Origin of the sequence: Microcoleus vaginatus PCC 9802, from assembly GCA_022701275.1 — a bacterium.
GTDB lineage: Bacteria > Cyanobacteriota > Cyanobacteriia > Cyanobacteriales > Microcoleaceae > Microcoleus > Microcoleus vaginatus_A.
Genome location: CP031740.1, coordinates 5566151 through 5591280 on the forward strand (window position 1 = coordinate 5566151; position 25130 = coordinate 5591280).

Genomic DNA, 25130 nt, shown 5'->3' on the forward strand with positions numbered 1-25130 from the left:
TCTAAAACGGCATCAGCTTTTGAAAAGCACGGTTAGCGAGATCGGCATAAAGCAGTTCGCCACACAAAATTTTGCTCATCAACTTAGTAGTCCTCGGAAATTGGAGGCCCGCTCTAGAAACATCTGCTGTAAACTGATAGAAGGCCCTGGCTAAGCGACTCCCCCAAACCATATCAGTGTTCCATTCTTGGGCGATCGATTCAGTGTAGTGCTCCTTAACGTCGTCGGCACCTCCAAGAGCTCGATCGCTCGCTTTAGCGGCCTTAAAGCCACTAAAAATGGCAGGACGAATTCCCTCACCGGACAGGGGGTCGGCGAGACTGGCTGCGTCTCCTGCAAGCAGGGAATTTGGCGAGTGCAATTTGCGATCGCCCTCCCACAAACTCATGGGGTGTTCCCGCACGTTGCTGACACTAACATCCGCCCCGCACTTAGGTGCGTACTCTGCCAACATTTTCTTGATATCTTTTGGCTTGTCGCCACGCATCGCAGCAATACTCCAAGAGTAGCCGTCAGCTTGGGGAAAGCTCCAGATAAAACCTTTTTTTATAGTACCAAAATCGAAATTGACGGAATCGCCCTTGATTGAGCGAGTTTCTAAACTTGCGCTCAAACAGAGTTTTGGTTCTTTCAATCCCAGCTTCTTAGTCATCGACCCGCCGGCACTGCCAGCAGCAATCAAATAGCGGCCAGAAACAGGTTCTGAGTTTGTTTTAACTTCCCAAACAGAATTTTTAAACTTAATTCCTTTAACTTCTGTAGAGTGCCTAAGTTCCGCACCAGTTTTTTGAGCTTGTTTAATTAAAAAGTCGTCAAATACATCTGCCTGTACCATCCACATGGGGGAATTTATCTGCTGAACCTGCACCAGATATTCCATTTTCCATGTGTAGGTAATTTTGTTAGCTTTCCTCGAAATAGCTGGCGTCAGGTCAAAATCGAGCCATTGGGCGATCGCCCCAGGAACGCCGCCGGTACAAGGCTTTTTACGGGGCAAAGATGCTTTTTCTACTACCACAACAGAACGTCCCTGCTTGGCCAGGTGATAAGCTGCTGTGCTGCCTGCCGGGCCTGCACCGACAATAATGCAATCAAACATTTTGGGTAATGGGTAACTGGTAATGGGTGATTGGTCATGGGGCAGGAGGAATTGGTAAGTTAATGAGTGTTAAATCTTGAGTTTTTAACTCACAACTCACAAATCATTAAGCGTCTGCTCGTTGTTCGCGGCCGTATCTCGGCAATCTCAAAACTATTCCTATTCCCCCTGCCCAATTTCCCATTCCCTAAACAGTCGTGATATCTTTCTCTTTCGCTGCCAGAACTTCTTCTATTTTGGCAATGTACTTGTCCGTCAGCTTTTGAATTTTATCTTGCAAGTCCCGGGATTCATCTTTAGAGATATCGCTGCTTTTTTCCTGCTTGCGAATCGAGTCAACGGCATCGCGGCGGATATTGCGAATTGCAACTTTACCTTCTTCAGCAAACTTACTGGCCATTTTGACAAATTCTTGGCGTCTGTCGCTCGTCAGCGGCGGAATGTTCAAGCGAATAACTGAACCGTCGTTGTTGGGCACGAGTCCTACATCCGACAGGGAAATTGCTTTTTCGATCGAGTTGAGCGCTGTGCGATCGAACGGTTGAATGGTGATCGTAGTCGCATCCGGGGTGCCGATGTTGGCAAGGGATTTGATCGGAGTTGGAGAGCCGTAGTAGTCTACCATGACTCGATCGAGGAGGGAGGCGTTGGCCCGTCCCGTCCTAATAGTATTAAAAGACCGTTGAGTAGCCTCAACTGCCTTTTGCATATGATCTTCTGCGTCAGCTAACTTCACAAAAACCTCCGACAAGAGTTCCAATAGATTCTCCCATTACAGCTCGGTAGATGTTGCCCGACACCGAGAGGTCAAATACCATAATAGGAATATTATTTTCTTTGCAAAGGGCGATCGCCGTACTGTCCATCACCCGCAAATCTTGATTCAAGACGTGGGCATAGGTGAGGGTTTGATACCTGCGCGCGTTGGGGTTGAGGTGGGGGTCGGAATCGTACACCCCATCTACCTTAGTAGCTTTAAAAATCACCTCTGCATCAATTTCAGCCGCCCGCAAAGCGGCTGTAGTATCAGTAGTAAAAAAAGGGTTGCCAGAACCGGCACCAAAAATCACTACTCGTTTTTTTTCTAGGTGGCGAATCGCCCGCCGCCGGATGTAGGGTTCAGCTACTTCTTGCATGGCGATCGCCGATTGCACCCTCGTTGGCACTCCTACTTGTTCCAGGGCATCCTGCAAAGTGATAGCATTCATCACCGTAGCAATCATGCCCACATAATCAGCCGTTGCCCGATCCATCCCTGCCGAAGCCGCTTTCACCCCGCGAAAAATGTTGCCGCCACCGACAACAATCGCGATTTGAATCCCTTGGGACACGACTTTGGCCACTTCTTGGGCGATCGACTGAACGACTACCGGATCGATGCCGTAGCCCAAGCTGCCCATAAGCGCTTCACCGCTGAGCTTCAGCAAAACTCGCTGATAAACCATCCCCATGCCGCCACTATTTTTTTACTCTTTTTGCCTTCACCATAAGATAGCAGTACGGGTGCATTTTGAACATCAATTACCCAGAACAGACCCAAAAGCCTGTTCCAGAACACTTGACTGAGAACGGTTGACTAAATTTAATCCTTGGGGACGAAATTAAGAGCAGCAGAATTCATGCAGTAACGCTGACCGGTAGGTTTGGGCCCGTCGTTAAATACGTGACCGAGATGAGCGTCGCAAACAGCGCACAGTACCTCTGTTCGGCGCATGAACAAGGTGTTATCCGACTCGCACTTGACATTTTCTTCGCTAACTGGAGCGTAGAAACTCGGCCAACCGGTACCGGAATCGAACTTTGTTTCTGATTTAAATAGCTCCGTACCGCAGCAAATGCAATTATAAATTCCGGGCTTTTTGTTGTCGTGGTACTCGCCGCTAAAAGCTCTTTCTGTTCCCTTTTTTCGGGCGACTTTGAATTGTTCGGGCGTGAGTTGTTGTTGCCATTCTGCGTCGGTTTTTTTAACTTTTTCAGGCATGATTTGATGTTGGGTTAAGATGTATTTAGCTGTTGAGTGTTGACGGTTAACTGTTGAGTGTTGACGGTTAACGGTATATTCCTAGTTAACTCAGGCTTCCATTAATATTAACCTAATTGGCTCGAAATGAACATACCAGGGAAAAGGATTGTCCTTAATAGCCCTCCACTTTTCCTTGAAAACTTCGGCTTGCAAGTGATAATCTTGGGAATCATTGGGAGGCGAGTGCAATTTGAGATATAATGTCACCCGGTGCGGAGTTTCCACAGTCGAGGCGAGCCAACAAGCAAAAGTATTTTCACGATCGCACCCGCTAACAAAAATCAGTTGATGAGCCCGAATTCCGACAGAAACTAGAGATTTGGGAATGGGTTCGACTACAGTCAGAGTACAGCCCCAGTCGATCGCCTCCACGAGAGTTACGGAGATCGGTTTAGCTGCTGAGAAATTCTTGCAGCCAGTCAACTGGGCGACAGTGAAATTGCGAGGGCGATCGAAAATGTTCTCTTTGGTATCAAAGGCGATCGGCCTTCCCTCGGCCAACACCAACAGATCTTTGCACACCCGGTAAACTTCCTCTAAATTGTGGCTGACAAACAAAGTAATTCCCCGATAATTAGCCAGAGTCTGCATTAACTCCCGTTCAAGTTGACTGCGTAAGTGAGTATCCAAAGCAGAAAACGGTTCGTCTAACAGCAGCAATTCTGGAGAAGGGGCGATCGCCCTCGCCAAAGCCACCCGCTGCTGTTGGCCTCCTGAAAGTTCGTGCGGATAGCGGTTTTCCAGTCCCGACATTTGCACCGAAATTAGTTGTTCTTTTACTTGAAGTTTTTGCTCGCTTTCAGATAAATGCTGCAAGCCAAAGGCAATATTTTGGGCAACTGTGAGGTGAGGAAATAAAGCATAGTTTTGAAACAAAAAACCGATTCGGCGGTCTTTAGAAGCTACATTAATACCCTGTGCTGAGTCAAATAAAACCCTGCCATTGATTGAAATTTGACCGCTCCTGGGAGTTTCCAAACCGGCGATGCAGCGCAGAGTCATGCTCTTACCAGAACCCGACGCGCCTAAAATTCCCAGCACTTCCGGGCCAATATCGAAACCGACATCCAAGGCAAAGCTGGAGAGAGGTTTGAATATGTTTAAAAAAAGTCCCCTTTCCGGTTGTTGTTTTTGGAATTTTGTGGTAAAAGTAGACGCGAATTTAGGAAGATTTGATTGCAGTCTTTGGCTCGAATTCGGTTTGAGCGATCTGCTTTGTAAATCAGTCCAAAAATTAACAGCAGTGAGCACGCTCAAAGAAAGACTAAGAATAATCAAAACCCAAATAGCAGCTTGCCTCATATCCCCTGCTTCCACAGCAAAATAAATTGCCATCGGGATAGTTTGAGTTTGTCCGGGAATATTCCCTGCTAACATCAACGTCGCGCCGAATTCACCCAAAGCGCGGGCAAATGCGAGAATAGTTCCTGCTAAAATTCCCGGCCATGCTAGCGGCAACATAATACGCCAAAAGACTTGCCACTCCGATGCTCCCAAAGTGCGGGCTGCATTGAGAAGATTCGCATCAATTTGCTCAAAAGCTCCCAAAGCAGTTTTGTACATGAGGGGAAATGATACAACTGTGGCAGTAATGGCGGCGGCTTGCCAAGTGAAAATTATAGTTAAGTCGAATTGTAGCAAAAATTGCCCGATCGCCCCATTTCTACCAAACAGCAGCAGCAGCAAAAATCCCACTACTGTAGGCGGCAAAACTAAGGGAGAAATTAGAATCCCTTCAATTAAAGCTTTACCTCTGATGCGAGTTGAAAGCATCCACCGGGCGGCGGCTATTCCCAGGAAAAAGGTGATAAATGTCGCAATAGCGGAGGATTTTAGAGATATCCAGAGCGGAGAAATATCAAATTCCATCTATAAATACATCCGCGTTAATCAGCGCTTATCTGCTTTCATCAGCGGTAAAAAATCCATAATTAGTTAGTTATCGAACTATGCCAAATCCGTATTTCTGAAATACTATTTTAGCCCGATCGCCCGCCAAAAAGTCAACAAAGGCTTTCGCAGCAGCCCGATTGCGGCTGTTTCTGATAACTGCCAGCGGATAAACAATGGGCGAGTGTAAATTTTCAGCAGCCGTTAGCCGCACAGTTACTTTGTCGGATGCTTTGGCATCAGTCGTGTAAACTATGCCAGCATCAACGTTACTGCTTTCGACGAATGTAAGCACTTGGCGGACGTTATTTCCTAGCACTAATTTTGGCTGTATTTGCCGCCACAATCCAAGCTTAGTTAACATTTCCTGAGCGTATTGGCCCACAGGTACGCTTTTCGGTTCGCCGATCGCAATTTTCTTGATTCTGGCATCTGTCAACTGTTTGAAATCCCTCAAAGCAACACCGTTTTTGGGAGTAATCAAAACTAGGCGATTTGTCAGCAAATTGCGGCGCGTGTCGTTAATTAGCAGGTTAGATTGCTGCAAAGCATCCATTGGGTTGGTGGCGGCGCTGAAAAATACATCTACCGGGGCGCCTTGCTGAATTTGCTGTTCTAGAGCACCGGAAGCACCAAAATTATAAGTAATAGTAAAATTCGGATTACTGCTTTGATAAACAGTTTTGATTTCCTCTAAAGCTTTCGAGAGACTGATAGCAGCGGATACGTTTAAGGATGTTTGCGGCAGCGTATCGACTGAGGAAAAGTTCTTAAATAAGTTCCAACTAATCAGCAGTGCTAGCATGAAGGCGACTGCGAGAATTAAGTTGGGAATACGTCTACTTTTTAAGTTCACAGAAAATTGTTTTGAATCTTTTTACTCCTTACCAGGCTCTGCCTGGTAAAGCAGATTCGGAGGCTGTACCTCCAATTTGCCTCCACTCTTTGACGAGGCAAAGCCTCTGGAGATAGGTTCCCAGGCACAGCCCGGGAACCAGTTAATAATTACTGCCGGAACGTTAATTTTAAATCTGCCTATGCTCGCCATTTGACGGAACAGCCTATCGCCTCTGTAGTTGAAGGCTCAACGGGTTGACTGTTGAGCAATTGGTCGATCGCACTCCGCAGATAAGAAACCTGCACCGCCGCCGGATCGTCAGCGTTGTCGTCAATTAAACCTTTATAGCGCAGTTTGCCGTCTTGGTCTAACAAAAAAACCTCCGGCGTTTTAGAAGCCCCAAAACTTTCAGCCACATCTTGAGCAACATCTCGGATGTACGGGAAGTTGAGTTGATTGTTGGCTGCAAAAGTTTTCATGTTCTCAAAACTGTCGTCGGGATGCTGGTTTGCATCATTAGCATTAATCCCGATTAAAGTAACATCTCGATCTTGAAAATCTGCTTGAAGTTCTTTCATGCGATTGAGATACAACTGCACGTAAGGGCAATGATTGCACATAAATATCACCGCGATCGCCCGAAATTTTTCTAAATATCGAGCTAAATGGTGAACTTCTTCGTCAACTCCCGGCAATTCAAAATCGGGAGCGTAGCCGTTAATGGGAGTACCAGTTGTATCGATTAGTAAACTCATGTTTTCAGGAGGTGAAGAGCAGTATTTGCCAGCATGAAAGATGAAACTGTCAGCACGAATAAAATTGGCTGTTGTTTAGCTTTAACTTAATTCTAGCCTTGGCAACAGCCTATTGTGATTCGTACTTCGCGATTTATTCCTCGTCTGGCTTTAGCCAACCTTGAGCCAGAGCTTGGTATCCAATAAGTTTGTATGCTAATTTGGCGGCGGTAAATTCTGAGACTACAGAATCTACAATAGGTGCTAATTCCATAATGTCACACCCGATTACTTCGTAGGACTCGAAGATGCGGCGCAAAAATCCGGTGAGCGAATACCAATTTAACCCGCCCGGTTCCGGTGTGCCAACCCCTGGAATTAAAGTCGGATCGATGCCGTCTAAGTCGATCGTCAAAAATACTCGCTTAGTTGTGATGCTGGCAATTGCCCGATCGGCCCAATCCGGTTGAGTAGCGATTTCGCGAGCTCGAATCACGTTTAGCTGTTTTGCTTTAATCAAGTCGGCTTCTTCCTTGCAGATAGCGCGAATCCCGATTTGCAGTGTCGGTAAGCCCATATCGACAATACGTCGCATCACGCAGGCGTGGTTGTGAATCGAGCCTTCGTATTCGTGCCGCAAGTCTCCGTGGGCGTCGATTTGCACGACTGTGAAAGGTTCATCCGGGTATGCTTGGCGATAACCTTCGACAACGCCGGCAGTGATGCTGTGTTCGCCTCCGAGGGAGATGACAAATTTATTTTCGGTAACTAGCTGGTGGACTGCGGCTTGGGTGACTCGCAGCATTTCTGAGGATGAAACTGGTTGCCTATTGCGGGTATCGGCGATCGGCTCTTGTGTATAAATTCCGACATCGTAGCAAACTTCGGAATCCAATTCTTCGTCGTAGCACTCGAGTTGATGAGAAGCTTCTAGAAGTTTAGCCGGCCCGTTTTCGCACCCCCGGCGATAAGTGGTGGTAGCTTCGTAGGGAATTGGTAAGATTACTACTTTGGCGGTGTCGTAGTCTGGTACAATTTCTGACCCCAGAAACGGTACGACGGCAGTGGAAACGATCGTTGGCATAAGGGAAATTTCAATAAGGCAAAGAAGTCAGCATCTTTAATCGTGACATAATATCGGCTCTAACTGCAAAGTCAGAAGGAAGAAGGAAGAAGGAAGAAGGAAGAAGGAAGAGGGAAGAGGGAAGAGGGGAGAGGGAAGGAAGGCTGAGGATTTATGCAGTGGGGGCCATCTCCCCGTGGTTGCCTCGAATTGCGATACGGTTTGTAGTAATGACTTGAGTCCTTTGCAGCCTTGCATTCATCTAAAATCTAAAATCGTATGACATCTTCTACTCCCATTTCGTCAACAGTTGCTGCACCTCAAACTTGGCTGTGGAAAGGCTTTCCGATTTGCTACCAGGCTGCCGGTTCCCAGGGGCCTGCGGTGGTGTTTGTCCACGGTTTTGGTGCGTCTTGGGGCCACTGGCGCAAGAATTTGCCGGCATTGGCTGCTGATTGTCGGTGTTATGCGATCGACCTCATCGGTTTTGGCGGTTCTGCTAAACCAGCGCCCAAGCTTGAAATTGACTATACTTTTGAAACTTGGGGTCAGCTAATTGCTGATTTTTGTCGGGAAGTTGCGGGCGGGCCGGCTTTTTTGGTGGGAAATTCGATCGGCTGCGTGGCAATTATGCAAGCCGCTGTGGATTTTCCCGATATTGCTTCTGGCGTAATTTTACTTAATTGTTCCCTGCGGTTGCTGCACGATCGCAAACGCGCCGAATTGCCTTGGTATCGCAGTTTTGGAGCGCCAATCGCACAAAAAGTTTTAAATGTCAAGTGGATAAGTCAATTATTTTTTAAACAATTAGCAACGCCAAAAACAGTAAAAAAAGTGCTTTTGCAAGCTTATCACCGTCCTGAAGCTGTCAGCGACGAACTGGTAAATATGCTGCTGGAACCTGCAAAAGATAGCGGCGCCGTCGAAGTATTTGTGGCATTTATCAGTTATTCTCAAGGCCCGCTACCGGAGGATTTGTTGCCGCGTTTAAGCTGTCCGGCTTTGATTTTGTGGGGGACAGATGACCCTTGGGAGCCGATCGCATTGGGGCGAGAATTGGCAAAGTTTCCGGCTGTGGAAAAGTTTATTGCCCTGGAAGGTGTAGGTCATTGTCCCCAGGATGAAGCGCCGGAATTGGTCAATCCTATTTTACTCGATTGGATTAAAGAGCGATCGGCATTTGCAGAAAATTAATTGATTTTATTGGTTATTTGTAAAAAAACATAATACCAGAACCCCGACCAATTCTGCGAAGTCGGGGTTCTAAAAGTCGATATTTTACACGAATATGAAACTCTCAGGCGTAAACGGGCCTTGAATTACAGCAATTTGGTCAGACGTACCAGCCAAATTGATGGAGTTACCAACAATATTGTAGTCAGAGAGACTCCCACGTAACTGAATGCGATCGATTCCCTGCTGAAAATATGGAATCGATGCAAATCCTGTTCCACTATAGTATGTCTTGGTGGCATCACCGAGAACAAAAACATCTGTACCTCGACCCCCAATCAGCACATCCGTTTCATTGCTTCCTGGTGTAGCACTCAATGGATTTACTCCAATCAGGGTATCATTGCCGCGCAAACCTGAGAGTATATCGCTACCATCTCCTCCTACTAAATAATTGTCTTGGATGTTTCCGGTAAGGACATCTACATTGGGAGTACCTGTGACATTAACGAAATTCTCTACAGTAAAATTCAAAGTGCCGATACCGGGTAGATTGTTAACCGCCAAACGATTCTGCCACAAATCCACATTAATAGAAGCTGTGCCGCTACCTGTAGAAGCATCGATGGTATTAGTCTGTCCCAAAGGAGCAATTATTTGTTCTATATTTTGCATGGTATCTGTACCGGCTGCGCCTTTATCTACAATACCTTTAGCCTTCATGGTAATGCCGCTGCCGAGGGAAAGATAGCTAATTGTATCTGTGCCTCCTCCTCCAATTATGCTATCAGTGCCACTACTACCGAGGATGAAGTTATCTAAACTATCTCCGGTAATATTGTCGTTTCCTGCTGTGGTGCTAATACTGTTAGCTGGCGGAGGGGGTGGAGTTTGGTTTTGGGGAGGTAAAGCAGAATTCGTAAGTTGTGCGCCCTGATTTTGGGGAGGAGGATTGGCCGGTACTCCTTGATTTTGGGGAGAAGAATTGCCCGGTGCATTGATTGAATTAGGAAATAGTTGTGGCATGGTATAATTACCCCGATTAGTTTTCTAAGTTTGAAGCAGTTGTCAGGCTAAAGAAATGAATTCTCGATCGCCCTTTGAGTTAGTCGCTACAATCATTAAGCTGGTTGAACATGACATTTATCCCTGTGCTGGGATTACAGTTTTGTAATGTGGAAAAATTAGCGTTTTTCGGAATTTTGAGGTAAATTACGATCGCCGGGTGGACGCGGTGGAATGCCCAGAATTTTAATCAAATCTGCTTCGGTAACTCCCAACTTTTTCGCTGCACCGGGAATATCTAAACGAGGACGGGGCGGTGGGCCGGGCGGGCGATTATTTTCACTTGGTGGTTCCGGCGGTTTGGCGGGTAGGCCCAAAGCTTCGATTAGCTCGGCTTCGCTGACTCCTAATTGTTTGGCAGCAGCAGCAAAATCTATACGGTGCCGATGTCTGCGCTCTTGACTGGGTTCGGGTTGGCTCTGGGCTAGTACAGTATTAGAATTAGCTGTAGTCCGATCAGGAAAAGTCAAGCTGGTAAATCCCAGCAGCAAGGCTGTAGCAGGTAACGCGAGTAGTGAAGTAATTTTCATGAGAGTTACGATCGCCGACCTAAAAATGTTTATAACTACATCAAATTCCCCAAACATTACCTGCAACAGTGCGGATGGATTACAGTTTTGTAATTTAAGTAAATCCCTGATAGCCGTATAATCGCAACTGAATAGGTAAATCTATGAATGTTCTATACGTTGAAGATGAAGAAAAAATCGCCAATTTTGTTTGTATGGGCTTGAAAGAACAAGGCTTTGTTGTTGATTATTGCGATAATGGCAATGATGGCTATGGGCGGGCAATGGATAATGAATACGATGCGATCGTCCTGGATATTGTATTGCCGGGAAAAGATGGATTATCTATTCTCAAACATCTGCGAAAGGCCGGACGCAACGTACCCGTAATTTTATTAACTGCTCGCAATGAACTAGACGATCGCATTGAAGGATTACATCTCGGTGCTGATGACTATTTGGCTAAACCGTTTTTTGTTGAGGAGTTAGTTGCTCGGATTTATGCTGTAGTGCGGCGTGCTTCGGGCACTGGGCAAAATATTCTGAGTGTTGGCCCCGTTAAGCTCGATCGCATTCTCCGAGAAGTTACCTGCGATCGCCATAAAGTCGAACTGACAACCCGGGAGTTTAATCTATTGGAATATCTGATGCGATCGCCCGGTAGGGTACTCACCCGCACACAAATCCTCGAACATATCTGGGGTTATGATTTTAATCCGAATACGAATGTGGTAGATGTATGTATTCAACGCATTCGCAAGAAAATTGAACCGATTGGCGGTATGGGATGGGTTGAGAGTGTGCGCGGCGTTGGCTATCGGTTTCGCAAACCAGATTCACCATCATGAAACTCCAATCTTTCCGCTTTCGCATTGCTCTATCATCTTCTGTGCTCGCAAGTATTGCTCTGATTGGCTTTGGTGTTGTTTCCTGGTGGTTGATTTACGATGCTAAAGTCAAGCGTCTTGATGCTGGAATAGAAACTCAGTTAATCCACGCTACCCGCCCGCGATCGCCCGAATGGGATGCTTATACTGATTCTTTGCCATCACTTTTGGGCATGAATGGGGAAACCACCGTGGCTTTGCTAGTGGCTCAAAGAGATGGTAATTTAATCTACAAATCGAGCCAGTGGCAAGATGGACTTGATGCGAATTCCATCTGGCGATCGTTGCCGCTACCCGCTCCCGATCCTGGCATAATAGATTTTGAATTAGAACCTCCCCCTCGACAAAATCCATTAGAGCCACCACGTCCCGATCGCCTCAATTTATTTCCACCGCCCGAAAGCAGACCCCCATTTGATCGACCGCCACACGATCGACCTCGACATGATCTGCCCCCACACAATCTGCCGCCATTCGATCGACCTCCACAGGATCGATCCCCATTCGAGGGGCCGCCATCCGATTCACTTCATCCTCCTCAATTGCCCAAAGCTAAGCTAGCAACCCAGCGTACTAGCACCGCAATTTGGCGTGTCGGCGCGATTAATTCTCCTTATAGTCAAGCAGCCATTGCCGTTAACTTGCAAGCTATCGATGGGGAAATGGCATTGATTCGTAATATCTTTCTAATTTCTATTCCCGTCGTGCTTTTACTGGCGGCGAGTGGAGCGTGGGTCATATCGCGGAGTATTCTGTATCCAATTGGGCGCCTCACGATGGCGATCGGGAATGTTACCGTACAGGGGCTAGATCGGCGCGTCCCTTACGGAGCAACGGATATAGAGTTTATAGAATTAATTTTTGTGTTCAATCAGATGTTAGAACGTCTAGAGCGAAGTTTTAAACAAGCTTCTCGTTTTAGTGGAGATGCTGCCCACGAATTAAAGACTCCGCTGGCAATTTTGCAAGGTCAACTAGAACGGGCTTTGCATCAAGTTGAATCGGGTTCTGAGGTGCAGCAAACGCTGAGTAATTTATTGGATGAAGTGCGCCGTTTGAATGAAATAACCCGTAAACTTCTCTTACTTTCTCTAGCCGATGCCGGACGTATGGGTTTACATTTGGTTGAGGTGAATATGTCGGCTTTGCTATCGGAAATTGCCGAAGATATGGAACTGCTAGCACCGCATTTAGATGTACAAATGGCAATTGCTCCTAATTTATATATCAAGGGCGATCGCGATTTGCTGGTGCAGGTTTTGCAAAATCTGGTTGGTAATGCGATTAAATATAATTTACCGAAGGGTTGGCTCAGGTTACAGGCTAACTGTCAGGGAAAAAGAGTAATTGTCAAAATTGTCAATAGTTCTCAGGATATTTCTTTGAGCGAGCGCGATCGCATTTTCGAGCGATTCCATCGGGGTGACTCCACTCAGATCCAAAAAATAGAAGGCTCGGGATTGGGGCTAAGTTTAGCAAGGGAAATCGCCCGGGCCCACGGCGGCGATATCAAGCTAGATGCTGCAATACTTGGTCAAACAGGGTTTATACTGAGCTTACCTGTGGGCGATCGCGATTAACCTTATAGCAGTGAAGCAGGACGAGTTCTGTTGGCTAAGACTTTGGCTAATTCTAACTTTAAAGTTAACGGTGCGACTGGGGAAGTTAAGTTTTTGCTCAGTGGCGATCGCCACAGCAATGTAATTCTTTTGCAAGTTGTACCAGACACTCAATCCGATACAGGTTAAGATTTTATGCCAGCCATATCAAGTCCGGTTAAATAGATATGGCTTACCCAAGCAATCTTTGATGTTGAACCACAAATCATATATTAGAGTGGTAAAAATGTTTTATCTAACTGCGATCGCCTCATGTCCCTAAAGGCTCATACCAATTTCCTCGCAGCATTCGAGCCCAATCAAGTCTACGAATCGCTCACAGAGGGTCGCATAACCAGTGATGTTTTTCAGGCGGGTGACTTAGTTTTACCTTCAGGGCGTATTATTGCTTGCGACCCCGGTTGGCTGTGGTGCAAAGACGTTGACCCGTTTAGCAGAACCGTTCCACCAGGGCGCTATCCTGTGTTGCTAAGTGTGGTTGACGATGGGCGCACTGCCTGTGCGATGGTTAAGTTTTGCTCTGAATCCCCTGTCCGTTGGGAGATGGCTCTGCGTCCAGGTGAGGATTTAACCGAGTTAAGACGGAATCAGTTTTTTGGCTATGGTGTTGATGCGGGACTGGGGTGTTTTGTCGATGCTCAGGTAGTTGAGCGGCGTTCTGATGAAGAATTGCAGGGTCTAGTCGATCGTGCCATTGAACAAAGGTTTAAATTGAATGACTGGCTAGCAGCTCAGGATCTGGTAACTCAATTGACCTACCCATCTCAGCAAATTGTGGACCGGAGTGGCTTCAATCTCACCCTAGACCCCGATAATCTGCACACTTTCAATCTTACCCTAGACCCTGATAGTGGGGGCAATGCGATCGCATTTGGAAGTGGAGACGGGGATGGTAGCTATGCCAGTTATTGGGGGTTCACAGCCGATGATGAACTGGCTTGTTTGGTCACTGATTTCCGGGTACTGCTTGAGTACATCACGCAAAATATCGAGATTGAAGAAGTTATGAGGTTCCTAGAAAAATCCATAGAGCATCCTGACTTGGAGCAGCTTGAGATGGCTATAAGACTCAGCGTTCATCGCCCAAGTTGGGTTCAGCTTAGTGATGATTCCCTCAACGATCAACCCAGCAACCCAGATTGCATCGTGGTTTTGGAAGGACAGGGGCGCCAGCCCTGGAGCGTCGATTTAGAGCCGGGCGGTCGATATTCCGGCTGTAGTATGATGTCTTCAGAATGGATAGAAGAGGATAGGTGGTACAGAGAATATTGGTTCAATGAGCCGTTGCAAGCCAATGCAGTATTGAAGATGACAGTTAATTCTGAGGTTTATCCACTTCAACCTGTGACAACAAATGCGTGATTGTCCCCGGAATCAATGACTTCCCCAATTTCTCCCGATCGCCGTTTTTTAAAATATCGAATTGCCCTGCTCATCAGTATAATCGTGATTATCCCTTTAGGTTACGTAGTGAGATTTTCTCGCGGCCTTGCACCGGAATGGTTCAACGACTTTTTTGGGAGCATAGCTTATGAGGTATTTTGGATTTTGCTGGTAGTTCTGATCTTGCCGCAATTTTCGCAAATTAGGGCGGCTGTAGCTGTGTGTCTAGCTACCTGCGGAGTAGAGTTTCTTCAACTGTGGACACCTCCGTTTTTACAAGCAATGCGAGCTACTTTACCCGGAAGGCTGATTTTGGGAAATCACTTTAGTTGGTCAGATTTTATCTCTTATTTTGTGGGGAGTTTTTTAGGTTGGTTGTGGGTGCGATGGCTTCATTTCACTTGTTTCCGCTTGTAAGTTGTACTGCATTTAAATTGTATATTTCCCTGAACAGAGCCAAAATCCTCACATCCTCTCTCCATCGGACTCTCTCCCATCTCTCGAACGCCATAGACAATCTAGATGCACAAAAGCTTAATGATATGGTTGCGATTATTTTCACTCAATTCTAAGCGCTCGGGTTAACTTAGAATTGAGAGTTTTTAGGAGTTGAAGTGGGAGCTATATTTCCGCGATCTCGCCATAGCAACAACGGAATGCTTAACGTTCCTAAAATCATTACAACTCCAGTCAGAATCCAAACTAGCACACGATTTGGGCGATAATCACCTCGCTCAATTTGCCAGAATACTCGATTATAACGCCATGCTGCTAAGGCAATCACCGCAATCCCCAAAACGACCAGACTCAGCCCTAAAGTTTCGGAGTTGAAGAAGGGAGGGGAGGAAACTTCTTGCTGAGTCACTGTAGCTTGAAATTGGCGGAGAAATAAACTGAACCGACTGATCGCAAACCCAAAACCAATTAAAGCGAGTGAAGTTCGTAGCCATGCAAGAAACGTGCGTTCATTTGCCTGATGTTCCCGCTGTCGGTCTATTTTAGCACCCTTGTTCATCAACGCTACCTTTATAAAATATCTTAAGCTTTCCCTCGTTGATTATTGTTTCAGTTGAGATTGCGGAGGGAAGTATCGCTATTGCGATCGTGATTCATCATCACCAAAAAATATAGTATCAGTAAATCGACAAAAAAGCGATCGCCTCCATCTCTACCAACACAAAAGAAGAGGACACAGCATTGCTGTGTCCCTACAAATACCCCAGTTAAAATCTAGTTTAAAAAGACTTAGCCGCACTGCCGGACTGAGCCTTTTTCTCCAACCAATCCTTACCCAATCTGATTGTCACGTCGGACTGCAAAGAACCGGTACTCTCAACCAGCACATCTCCAAAACCCAAAAACTGGCGAATCGCTTGAGCACCTTTAATATCGCCCTGTTGAGCTACTAGAGTAGTTACCTCCAGCGGTTCGGGCCAAGCTTTATAAACCTGAACATTCCGATAACCGGCTTGAGTCAAATTATTGACAAAAGCTTCAACAGCCGATGGATCTCCGGTAGCATCTTGAACCGCCACATTCAGAAAAGTCGAATCAGCATTCTCAATTTGCCAAGTATTTTGGCCGAAGTCAAAATGTTCTGCCACCAGAGTTTCGATGCCATATTGGTCTGGCAACCAAAAACTTGACTTGTAGTCCTTAGAATCGCTAAATTTACCGGGAACCATCAACATCTGCACGCCAGCCCGATCGGTTTGAGTAGCAAAACCAGCCAAAGCCACCAATTCTTCTATACTCAAATTCGTGTCAAGGTGAGATTGAATCACCGACAAAATCTTCGGTAGTCGAGACAGCAAACCTACATTAACTTCCTGTTCCACAAAAGCCCGCATCAACAATTGTTGGCGCTGCACCCGCCCGATATCGCCCAAATCGTCGTGCCGGTAAAGCAAATATTGCACGATTTGTTCGCCGTTTAGTTTCTGCTTGCCCGCCTTTAAATCTATATATAAATGCTGGCTTTCATCGGTATACTTCATGTCTTTAGGGACATTAATAGTAATGCCACCAAGGGCATCTACCAAACTTTTTATGCCATGAATATTAACTGTGACATAGCGGTCAATTCCCACACCCCCCAGAAGTCCGCTGACTGACTTCGCTGACGAAGCCGGGCCACCGTAGTAATTAGCTTCGTTGATTTTCACCTCGCCCCTGCCTTCAACATAGGTGCGGGTGTCTCGCGGAATGGAAAGCACGCTTAACTTTTTATTTTGAGGGTCAAACCTCACCAACAGCATGGTATCGGTTAACCCCTTAAAGGAGTTTTCCCAAACCTCATATCCGACTTTTTTGTTGGCACTTCCTTCGATGTCAGAGGTCAGAACTTTAAGTCCTAAAACTAAAATATTAACTGGGCGAGTCAGCTCGGGCATCTTCATGCTGAGCTTTGCCATGTCGCCTTGAGAAAACACCGCCGCTTCTTCAGGGCTCAACTTTTGTTGCTGAAGTGGCGTTGTAGAAAGGGAGACGGCTAGCAATGCTCCGGCTGTGGCTGAGAGCATGGCTACTCCAGCCAAACCAAAACCAAAACCCAGCCAGCGGCCTCGATGGGGCGGGGAAGATTTTTTGGTTGCAGGTTGAGCAGTTGATTGTTGGATAGGGTCTTGATTAGGAATTTTTTGAGCTGGCACTGGCTTCCTCACACACAACAAAAATAAAAAAGATAATGGCAATATGTAGTATCAAGCTGAAGACGCAATCAATCAATAGGGTAGGAGCTTAAAATAACCCTAAATTATGATAAATGTTTGCCTACTACTTGCTCAGCTACGCGACTAATTCCGGGCAACCATAGTGGTTGACGCTTCCAGAGGCGAACCATCAGTCCCAGAGCAACGATGAAATAGCTGGTTGTTAGCAGGCTACTCATTAATAACATGGGAAGTGTCGGAGATTCCGCAGAAATCGCTCCAGCTTCTAAAAGAATATGTCCTAAGAGCCAACTAAAAGCAAGGGCAATTGCCAAGCGGCTGACGGCTTTGCGTTCGGGACTACCCTGACGGCGGTAAAGAGTCCACAGGGCGGGGAAAAAGCCGATGACTGGGATCATTAATACAAACAGACTGGCACGATCGAGTTCAGGATTTTCTAAGGGATCTGTTCTTTTCATAATTCCGTACTCAAAATTTGCAGAAGGTCAGATTTGGCACACAAGTTATTTGTTAGAGGGAAAATTTATATCCTAAACCAAAATTCCGAGAGCTGGGCTGGGGCGATCGCCAAACTTGTCTGTCAGAGGCAAAATTTTTCTGCCCTCGCAATCTCGCAACCGATCGTTGGCAACTTTTCGACCCGGAGACCCGTATTTTGATAAACTGGATACAGCACAGCAGTCAGGAGAACAGACTTAGCCATGACCCAATCCCAAAAACCCATCGTTATTGCTCCATCCATATTATCAGCCGATTTTAGCCGTCTTGGAGAAGAGATTCAGGCTGTCGATCGAGCTGGGGCTGACTGGATTCACGTAGATGTGATGGACGGTCGCTTTGTTCCTAATATTACTATCGGGCCGCTGATTGTTGAGGCAATTCGCCCTGTTACTACCAAGGTGATCGATGTCCACTTGATGATTGTGGAGCCCGAGAAGTACGTCGAGGACTTCGCTAAGGCTGGTGCTGACATTATTTCGGTTCACGCGGAACACAATGCTTCGCCTCACTTGCACCGCACCCTCGGCCAAATTCGGGAATTGGGCAAAATGGCTGGTGTCGTTCTGAATCCTTCGACGCCACTGGAGTTGATCGAGTACGTGCTGGAACTTTGCGATTTGGTGCTGATTATGAGCGTCAATCCGGGCTTTGGTGGTCAAAGTTTTATCCCGGCAGTTTTGCCCAAAATTCGCCAGTTGCGTAAAATGTGCGACGACAAGGGCCTCGATCCTTGGATTGAGGTAGATGGCGGTTTGAAGGGGAACAATACTTGGCAGGTGCTGGAAGCGGGCGCAAATGCGATCGTCGCTGGTTCTGCTGTGTTTAAGGCGAATGATTACGCAGCCGCGATCGAGGGTATCCGCCACAGCAAGCGTCCGACTCCTGAGTTGGCTGCGGTTTAATCAAAGATTTTTCGAGTTTTTCTGGTTTTTCTCGTTCCCAGCCTGCTTTGGCTGGGAACGAATTTTTAGACTCGGTTTCCAAGAGTCATGAATTACTTATTTCGAGACAGAGGCGAGAATGCTTTCCATCTCAGAAAGCTCGATCGCGCCGGAGAAAGTTTGGCCGTTCATAATAAAAAATGGAGTGCCTTCAATGCCCAGTTGTTGGGCAAGTTGCACGTCTTTCTGAATGGCGGCTTCGGCAGCAGGGCTGTTGCGATCGGTGTTAAATTTATCTAATTTTAGATTGAGCTTTTGGGCGATCGATCCGTACAATGGTTCGCCTAACTCTTTCTGCCCTTCAAACAAAGCGCTGTAGTATTCCCAAAATTTGCCCTGTTGTTGGGCAGCCCAAGCTGCTTTAGCTGCTGGCAGCGCTTGAGGGTGAATTGAAGTCAAGGGAAAATGCTTGTAAGCTAAAGTAACTTTGTCCTGGTGTTTTGCCATAAACTGCTTGACAGTATCGTGAGCGCGCGCGCAAAACGGACATTGAAAGTCAGAGAATTCTAAAAGTACAATTTGCTGGGAAGGTGAGCCGGTGCTGGGAGAATCCCCGATCGCAGATTTGGGATTAGTTGTCATCTCCTGCATAAATGACTGCTGCGCTGCTTTGAGAGACTGCTGCTGCTGTTGCTGGTACGCTTGTACCGACTCTAAAATAGCTTGCGGGTTTTCGCGGATAATCTGCAATACTTGCTCTTTCAACTTGGGATCGACTGAATTGCCAGCCGCTGACTGGGCGGGGGAACAACCGATAAATACCAGGCAACCTGCCAGGAGTACAGCCAAGCAGAAAGCTTGCTGGCTGCGGAGTTTTCGCCAAATACTGGATACGTTCATCTTTTTTTCTGATTCACGGCAACACTTAATCCTACATTTAATTTTGCGGAGTGTCAGGTATACCGCAGTTTACTGTTGTGCAGCTATTTTTACCTTTGAGCAATAATTAGTGATTCGTAATCGGTAATTGGCAAGGTTTTTTACTTACCTAAACAGCTACGACCCCCATAATTAATATTTAAACAATCGGGATTTAGTATTATAATATAATGTTCCGTTGAACGACCGCCATCAAAGATGCTGGTAGTGAGGACTAAAGTTTGAGTGAGTTTTAGGATGACTAAACTCCTCCCTAAAAACGCGATCGCAGTTATTTTACTACAACACTAAATATAAAAGATAAAAGGACGAGCGCTCGAGCGCTCGTCCTTTTATCTACTGCACGTATTATCAGCTTTTAAACTGGTCTGAATCCGAGACTATTTGCGGTTGTTGAGCCATTTAGCAGCAACTATTCCCAAAATACCCGCAACAACTGGATTGCCCAAAAACTTCATCAAACTCGGCTGTTCTGCCAGCACTTCTTGGAAAATATCCGGGTGAGTGTGATAGGTAAACGAAGCAAGCTTGGTAACATCGTCAGCATTCATGCGGCTGGCGTGGTGGGTAGAAAGTCCTAGCTGCTTTTCCAATTTGCGATCGTCCAATCCTCTCTTCCCCAAATGCTTGAAGAATTCCCGCGCTACATCGTCGCGTTCGTTGGGCTTAATTTGGGCGATCGCCTTTTGCAATTCCGGTTCCAACTGAGCCGGCGGGAGGGAGTCGTGATTCAGAGAACGCCCGAATAATTGTTTGCGCTGAGCGGGCGAAGTTCTCTGAGCAAAATCGTCAAAGTTTTCGTAATCTTCACCAGTTGTCTCCGGCATCATTTCTCGATCGCCCTGGGCTAAATCGTTCATGATTTGACGCTTGTAATTATCGCTGCTACTCATGGTAACTTTTTTCCAATCTACACAACATTTCAGTCTTAAATTGAGATTGTTTCGCCTTCAAAAAACTGCGGAAAATATTAAACCGCCACGCGGCTATCATTTAAGCTTGCTAACCAGGTCAAGACTTGTATTCAATCTGATTTGATTGCTGATCGTACTTAGCAGTCAAAATCAACTTTTTGTCAGGAGCGTAAACCAAAACACTTACATCCTGATTTGGGAAATTGCGGTGAAAACCTTGTGCTAACGATTTCGCCAAATCTTTCACCTCAGTGGGGCGAACTTGCGGGGTAATTACAACTCCCAATTTGTTATTGTCGCGGACGTAAGCATCCTGAACCAGGCCCTGAGCCGTCAATGTTACCCATTTACCAAAATCTTCACCGGCGGCGGTATTGCCACGTTCTAGCTGCGCGTAATCACCCTGACTGCCACCACTTGCTACAGGTACATCAGTCGGTTTTTGGGTTGAAACGCTGGGCGCGCAGGCAGTCGTAACAGCCAGCATTAAAACCAAGAGTAAGCCCGCAATTATTTTGCGACTCTGCTGCAATAAACTCACCTTTTTTCCTCCGTTCAGAAAACATTTGGCATACTTGAAAGGGTCAGGTTGCTCGACCCTCTCAATTAGTATTAGGCTTAGTCTAGTTTCTTTTTGAGCTCATCTTTTACATCTTCGATCGCGTGACCCGCTTCAGCTTTTGCCTGCTTGGCTTTGCCTTCTGCTTTATCCTTCGGGTCGCCAGTAACATTGCCCAAGGCTTCTTGAGCAGCGCCTGCGATGTTGTTGCCAGTTGCCTTTGCTCTATCTTCAGTGCTCATGGGTTTCTCCCTATGTGTATCTAATCAGACATTTTTTACTTACTAAACTCATCATAGGTAACTAGGAGCTGCGTTGCACTCTACCTCTAGGAAGAAACAATGAAGAGGGAACATGAAAGATGGAAAAATTATTTTTCACTTTTAGACGGACTGCCACTTTCATACTTAACCTTACCGGCTTTTTTTACCGTTTCTGCTGGCTGCAATCAAGTATTTTGTAAAAAACTGCTGGAGGGTCGCCTGTGCGTCCAATACTATTTTTTAAAACCAAAAATAATTTATACTTTTAAAACTTTATTTAATTCTGCCTTAAAAAAGCAGGTGTGGGCAAGACCGCATCTTACCCACACCCGAAAAAATTTCGTATTATTTTTAATCTACCTTGTGATGACATTCTTCATCTATTCTGTGCTGAAGTTCTTCTTTCAACTGTTCGACAGCGCGCATAGTTTGAGCATCTTCTTGTTTTTGCTGACCGAGGGCTTTTTCTGTTGCCTCCCCGAGCAATACTTCCCTGGATTTGGGTAGCGTGACTTGATTTTCGCTGCCAGGGTGGGTCGCGTTTTCTTGACTATTCATTAGTTTTTCCCTTATTGTTTGCAAAATTTATTTTTAACAAGGGTACTTAGAAGTTAACCTTATATTTATCATAAGGGAAATCACGAAGACTTCCCTCTGTCTGAAGGGAGATAGGGGCTGGTGAAGAGTTTTGAGTTTTGAGTTTTATAGTTAAGATAAATTACGGAAACTTCCATTAGCCCCAAAGGAGATAGGGGAAGGGGAATGGTGCGTGAGATTGCTTGGTGAGTCGCAAGGCGCGGGCAGTGAATGAGTTGGGGAAAGAGGAGGAGGGGGGAGAATTTTTCTGCGGCGCGATCGCCATAAGCACCTTTTGTGGTTTGTTTGATGAGGCTGTTTCGAGATCCGTAAAAGATCAAGAGAGAAATAGGCGACAGATTTAGTGCAGACTTAAGTCAGATGTAGAGCAGTTTGACCGTTAAAATCAACAGCGTGCCGCAATTGGCAAGTTGTGTGACGCTCGGGTTAAATAATCTGCTAAACAAGACTTAGCCTCAAGGCTAACTTCCTGCCGGAGCCAACTAAAATTTCTGTTATTAGTAAAAAGTATCTAAAACCCTATGGGAGCAAGGAGCAGTAACCCCCTCGAAGCAGCCGGCCCGACTCGTAAGCCGATCAAAATAGGCGTGTTGCATTCGCTGACGGGCACGATGTCCATCAGCGAAATTTCTGTTAAAGATGCGACGCTGTTGGCTGTTGAGGAAATTAATGCGGCGGGAGGGGTGCTCGGACGCCCCTTGGAAGCGGTTATAGAAGATGGAGCTAGCGATTTGCAGACTTTTGCTCAAAAAGCTAAGCAATTGCTCTTAGAAGCGCAGGTGGCGGTGGTATTTGGCTGTTGGACTTCGGCGAGCCGCAAAGCTGTACTGCCTGCTTTCGAGCAGGGCCAAGGGTTGCTGTTCTATCCGGTGCAGTATGAAGGGCTAGAACAGTGTCCGAATATTTTCTACACTGGTGCTGCCCCAAACCAACAGATTGTGCCTGGGGTGAATTACTTGCTGGCACAGGGGAAGCGGAAAATTTTCCTGTTGGGTTCGGACTATCTCTTTCCCCGGACGGCAAATCGGATTGTGAAAGCTCAACTGGCGGCACTAGGGGGAGAGTTGGCGGGGGAAGTGTATCTGCCGCTGGGATCGAGGGAAGTGGGCGAGGCGATCGCACATATCTTAGCAGTGAAACCGGATGCTATTGTCAACACTCTCAACGGGGACAGCAATGTGGCTTTTTTCCTTCATCTGCGGGAAGCTGGCGTGAAACCCGAGGATTTGCCCGTGATGTCAGTCAGCGTAGCAGAAGAAGAAGTGCGGGCGATCGGGCCGTCCAATATTGCTGGACATTTGGTGGTTTGGAACTATTTTGAAACGGTGGATACACCGGAAAATCGTAAATTTGTCAAGGCTTATAAAGCCCGATACGGGGAAAATCGAGTTACCGATGACCCGATCGAAGCGGCTTATTTGGGCGTTTACCTGTGGAAGCAAGCAGTAGAAAAAGCTGGTTCGACAGATGTGGTTAAAGTCAGGGCGGCTGCTAAAAATATTGAGTTTGCCGCGCCCTCGGGCAAGGTAAAAATAGATGCCCAAACTCAGCATATCTGGAAAACAGTGCGGATTGGCAAGGTGAGGGTGGACGGTCAAATTGAGGAGATTTGGAATTCCGGCGCACCGGTGCAGCCAGATCCTTTTCTCAAGGGCTATCCTTGGGCGGCGGCACTTGCTACGAGGGGGATTTCTCTGGGAACTCGGGCGTCATTGAGCGGGCTGTTTGTCATCTTGGTACTGATAACTTGGATGGCGGTGGGAGTCGGGTGGATGGGTTCTGTGGATATGAAGAACTATTTGCTGGCAATAGAGGCTGCCTCAGCTCCGGCGACGGGGGTTTCTGAGGCAGCACAGGCGGTGCTGGTGCAGCAAACTCTCTTTGTGGCGAGTCGAACTCAGCACTGGCTGATGGGGGCTTTGGTTTTGAGTTTGATCGCGGGGATAGTGGGTTTTGTGTCGGTGTCGGCAATTATTCGGAATCTCGGCTTGCTGCGGGAAACTGCCGAACAGATGGCGAGCGGTGATTTGACGGCTCGATCGCCTGTTGTTTCTAATGACGCGATCGGGGTGCTATCTTCTACTCTCAATACCATGGCTCAGCAAATTAGCAGTTTGCTCAACGGTTTGGAAGTGCGGCAGCGGCAGCTAGAGGAACGATCGGAGGAATTGGAAGTTGCTAAGAATGCTGCCGAAGCTGCCAACCGGGCGAAAAGCACTTTTTTGGCAAATATGACTCACGAGTTGCGGACGCCCTTGAATGCGATTATTGGGTACAGCGAGCTGCTGCAAGAAGAGGCTCTGGAACTCGGCGAAGAAGAGTTTGTGATGGATTTGGCAAGCATTAATATGGCAGGCAAGCAGTTGCTCTACATTATTAGTGACATCCTGGATATTTCTAAAATTGAAGCAGGAAAGATGACTCTTTTCTTGGAGACTTTTGATGTGTTGAATTTGCTCGAGCAGGTTGTCACTACTGTTCAACCCCAGCTAGGGAAAAATGGCAATACTTTGATTGTCAATTGCGATCGGAATATTGGCACGATATACTCCGATTTGTCAAAGCTGCGGCAAGCGCTGTTGAATTTGGTGACCAATGCTGCTAAGTTTACCGATCGAGGCAAAATTACGATTAATGTTTGGAAAGAAGAAGGGGAGGTTTTGCCGATCGACAATTCCGAAGAACTATCGGCAGATCCTTCTCGGTGTCAACAGCCTTGGATCGTCTTTCAAGTAACCGATACCGGCATCGGCATGACTGAGGATCAGGTGTCGAGGCTGTTCGGAGCTTTCGCTCAAGCGGACGATTCTACTACCCGCAAATACGGCGGCACCGGTTTGGGGCTGACAATTAGCCGGAAATTTTGCCAGATGATGGGCGGAGACATTACCGTTGAGAGCGAATTTAATTGCGGTTCTAGTTTTACGATCCGGTTGCCGATTGCGGTTACAAGCCCGAAAGAAGCGCAGGACGATCGAGAAATCCCAGAAATTGAGACCGAGCCTTCCCAGGATTTAGACACGAGTGCAGAAGCGACAGAAGCGAAGCAAAAAGCAGTGCGATCACAACCGCTGGATCTGCCGGATGCTGCTACTGTGCTCGTGATTGACGACGATCCGGACGCGCGGGATTTGATGACTCGCTGCTTGTCGAAACAGGGATTTCGGGTGCGATCGTCGGCTAGCGGTCAAGGGGGGCTTCTGTTGGCTAAGGAGTTGCTGCCGGACGCGATTATTCTGGACGTGATGATGCCAAGTATGGACGGCTGGGCGGTGCTGTCGGCGTTGAAAGCCGATCAAGATTTGGTTGATATTCCAGTGATTATGATAACTTTTTTGGACGACCAAAATCAGGGGTTGGAATTGGGAGCGGCGGAGTATGTGAGGAAGCCTGTGGATTACAAGCGCTTTGCTGCTTTATTGAGCAAATATCAGGGTATCGACAAGTAGTTAGTTGACTGTTGGCAGTGGTTATTAGTTATTAGTTATTAGTTATTGGTAGCAGATGACAACTAACAACTA

Annotated in this window: 25 protein-coding genes; 7 read left to right on the forward strand and 18 right to left on the reverse strand. The window is 46.7% G+C overall.

Going from position 1 to position 25130, the window contains the following annotated elements; genetic code table 11:
• Position 1 precedes the first annotated feature (1 nt).
• The 8 genes from D0A34_22945 to speB form a co-directional block, all read right to left on the reverse strand.
• Positions 2-1099, reverse strand: a complete 1098-nt coding sequence (locus D0A34_22945) for a geranylgeranyl reductase family protein (GenBank protein UNU21321.1) — start codon at positions 1097-1099, stop codon at positions 2-4.
• Positions 1100-1286: 187 nt separating this feature from the next.
• Positions 1287-1835 (reverse strand): ribosome recycling factor, encoded by a 549-nt coding sequence (locus D0A34_22950; protein ID UNU21322.1) that lies wholly within the window; start codon positions 1833-1835, stop codon positions 1287-1289.
• Entirely contained in the window at positions 1822-2550 is a 729-nt protein-coding gene (locus D0A34_22955) for a UMP kinase (GenBank protein ID UNU21323.1), read from the reverse strand. The genes D0A34_22950 and D0A34_22955 overlap by 14 nt, the downstream gene beginning before the upstream one ends.
• Before the next feature lie 131 nt (positions 2551-2681).
• A complete protein-coding gene (gene msrB, locus D0A34_22960; protein ID UNU21324.1) occupies positions 2682-3080 on the reverse strand; it encodes a peptide-methionine (R)-S-oxide reductase in 399 nt (132 codons plus the stop codon).
• Positions 3081-3170: 90 nt separating this feature from the next.
• Positions 3171-4991 (reverse strand): molybdate ABC transporter permease subunit, encoded by a 1821-nt coding sequence (gene modB, locus D0A34_22965; GenBank protein UNU21325.1) that lies wholly within the window; start codon positions 4989-4991, stop codon positions 3171-3173.
• Between the two features lie 70 nt (positions 4992-5061).
• Positions 5062-5817: a molybdate ABC transporter substrate-binding protein gene (gene modA / locus D0A34_22970; protein ID UNU21326.1), complete on the reverse strand. Its 756-nt coding sequence runs from the start codon at positions 5815-5817 to the stop codon at positions 5062-5064.
• 230 nt (positions 5818-6047) lie between these two features.
• Positions 6048-6605 carry a thioredoxin family protein gene (locus D0A34_22975; GenBank protein UNU21327.1) on the reverse strand — a complete coding sequence of 186 codons (558 nt, stop codon included), beginning with the start codon at positions 6603-6605 and terminating at the stop codon, positions 6048-6050.
• A gap of 133 nt (positions 6606-6738) precedes the next feature.
• On the reverse strand, positions 6739-7668 hold the full coding sequence (gene speB, locus D0A34_22980; protein ID UNU21328.1) for an agmatinase: 930 nt from the start codon (positions 7666-7668) through the stop codon (positions 6739-6741).
• A 258-nt stretch (positions 7669-7926) separates the two neighbouring features.
• On the opposite strand from speB, the gene D0A34_22985 reads away from it, so the two are divergent.
• Complete coding sequence (locus D0A34_22985; protein UNU21329.1) at positions 7927-8841, forward strand: alpha/beta hydrolase; 915 nt, start codon at positions 7927-7929, stop codon at positions 8839-8841.
• An 84-nt stretch (positions 8842-8925) separates the two neighbouring features.
• Here D0A34_22985 and D0A34_22990 read toward each other — a convergent pair whose 3' ends face one another.
• Both D0A34_22990 and D0A34_22995 read right to left on the reverse strand, forming a co-directional pair.
• Positions 8926-9846, reverse strand: a complete 921-nt coding sequence (locus tag D0A34_22990; GenBank protein UNU21330.1) for a hypothetical protein — start codon at positions 9844-9846, stop codon at positions 8926-8928.
• A gap of 158 nt (positions 9847-10004) precedes the next feature.
• Complete coding sequence (locus tag D0A34_22995; GenBank protein UNU21331.1) at positions 10005-10472, reverse strand: hypothetical protein; 468 nt, start codon at positions 10470-10472, stop codon at positions 10005-10007.
• Positions 10473-10558: 86 nt separating this feature from the next.
• Here D0A34_22995 and D0A34_23000 point away from each other — a divergent pair, with 86 nt between their 5' ends.
• The 4 genes from D0A34_23000 (at position 10559) to D0A34_23015 (ending at position 14700) form a co-directional block, all read left to right on the forward strand.
• The gene (locus D0A34_23000; GenBank protein ID UNU21332.1) at positions 10559-11242 is read left to right on the forward strand and encodes a DNA-binding response regulator; all 684 of its coding nucleotides are present in this window, start codon (positions 10559-10561) and stop codon (positions 11240-11242) included.
• A complete protein-coding gene (locus D0A34_23005) occupies positions 11239-12861 on the forward strand; it encodes a HAMP domain-containing protein (GenBank protein ID UNU21333.1) in 1623 nt (540 codons plus the stop codon). The genes D0A34_23000 and D0A34_23005 overlap by 4 nt, the downstream gene beginning before the upstream one ends.
• Before the next feature lie 291 nt (positions 12862-13152).
• The gene (locus tag D0A34_23010; protein ID UNU21334.1) at positions 13153-14262 is read left to right on the forward strand and encodes a DUF4241 domain-containing protein; all 1110 of its coding nucleotides are present in this window, start codon (positions 13153-13155) and stop codon (positions 14260-14262) included.
• A gap of 15 nt (positions 14263-14277) precedes the next feature.
• Positions 14278-14700 carry a DUF2809 domain-containing protein gene (locus D0A34_23015; GenBank protein UNU21335.1) on the forward strand — a complete coding sequence of 141 codons (423 nt, stop codon included), beginning with the start codon at positions 14278-14280 and terminating at the stop codon, positions 14698-14700.
• A gap of 169 nt (positions 14701-14869) precedes the next feature.
• On the opposite strand, the gene D0A34_23020 is transcribed toward D0A34_23015, so the two are convergent.
• The 3 genes from D0A34_23020 to D0A34_23030 form a co-directional block, all read right to left on the reverse strand.
• Positions 14870-15298 carry a DUF202 domain-containing protein gene (locus D0A34_23020; GenBank protein ID UNU21336.1) on the reverse strand — a complete coding sequence of 143 codons (429 nt, stop codon included), beginning with the start codon at positions 15296-15298 and terminating at the stop codon, positions 14870-14872.
• Between the two features lie 220 nt (positions 15299-15518).
• Positions 15519-16934: a LytR family transcriptional regulator gene (locus tag D0A34_23025; protein ID UNU21337.1), complete on the reverse strand. Its 1416-nt coding sequence runs from the start codon at positions 16932-16934 to the stop codon at positions 15519-15521.
• A gap of 104 nt (positions 16935-17038) precedes the next feature.
• A complete protein-coding gene (locus D0A34_23030; GenBank protein UNU21338.1) occupies positions 17039-17413 on the reverse strand; it encodes a hypothetical protein in 375 nt (124 codons plus the stop codon).
• Positions 17414-17656: 243 nt separating this feature from the next.
• On the opposite strand from D0A34_23030, the gene D0A34_23035 reads away from it, so the two are divergent.
• Positions 17657-18358 (forward strand): ribulose-phosphate 3-epimerase, encoded by a 702-nt coding sequence (locus D0A34_23035; GenBank protein UNU21339.1) that lies wholly within the window; start codon positions 17657-17659, stop codon positions 18356-18358.
• Between the two features lie 96 nt (positions 18359-18454).
• On the opposite strand, the gene D0A34_23040 is transcribed toward D0A34_23035, so the two are convergent.
• The 5 genes from D0A34_23040 to D0A34_23060 form a co-directional block, all read right to left on the reverse strand.
• On the reverse strand, positions 18455-19237 hold the full coding sequence (locus D0A34_23040; GenBank protein ID UNU21340.1) for a disulfide bond formation protein DsbA: 783 nt from the start codon (positions 19235-19237) through the stop codon (positions 18455-18457).
• A 419-nt stretch (positions 19238-19656) separates the two neighbouring features.
• Positions 19657-20169, reverse strand: coding sequence for a hypothetical protein (locus D0A34_23045; GenBank protein UNU21341.1), 513 nt, complete (start codon positions 20167-20169; stop codon positions 19657-19659).
• 118 nt (positions 20170-20287) lie between these two features.
• Positions 20288-20731 carry a hypothetical protein gene (locus tag D0A34_23050; protein UNU21342.1) on the reverse strand — a complete coding sequence of 148 codons (444 nt, stop codon included), beginning with the start codon at positions 20729-20731 and terminating at the stop codon, positions 20288-20290.
• A 77-nt stretch (positions 20732-20808) separates the two neighbouring features.
• Positions 20809-20991: a CsbD family protein gene (locus D0A34_23055; protein UNU21343.1), complete on the reverse strand. Its 183-nt coding sequence runs from the start codon at positions 20989-20991 to the stop codon at positions 20809-20811.
• Between the two features lie 372 nt (positions 20992-21363).
• Positions 21364-21570: a hypothetical protein gene (locus D0A34_23060; protein ID UNU21344.1), complete on the reverse strand. Its 207-nt coding sequence runs from the start codon at positions 21568-21570 to the stop codon at positions 21364-21366.
• A gap of 560 nt (positions 21571-22130) precedes the next feature.
• Between D0A34_23060 and urtA the strand changes: the two genes are divergently transcribed.
• Positions 22131-25058, forward strand: coding sequence for an urea ABC transporter substrate-binding protein (gene urtA / locus D0A34_23065; protein ID UNU21345.1), 2928 nt, complete (start codon positions 22131-22133; stop codon positions 25056-25058).
• Positions 25059-25130 lie beyond the last annotated feature (72 nt).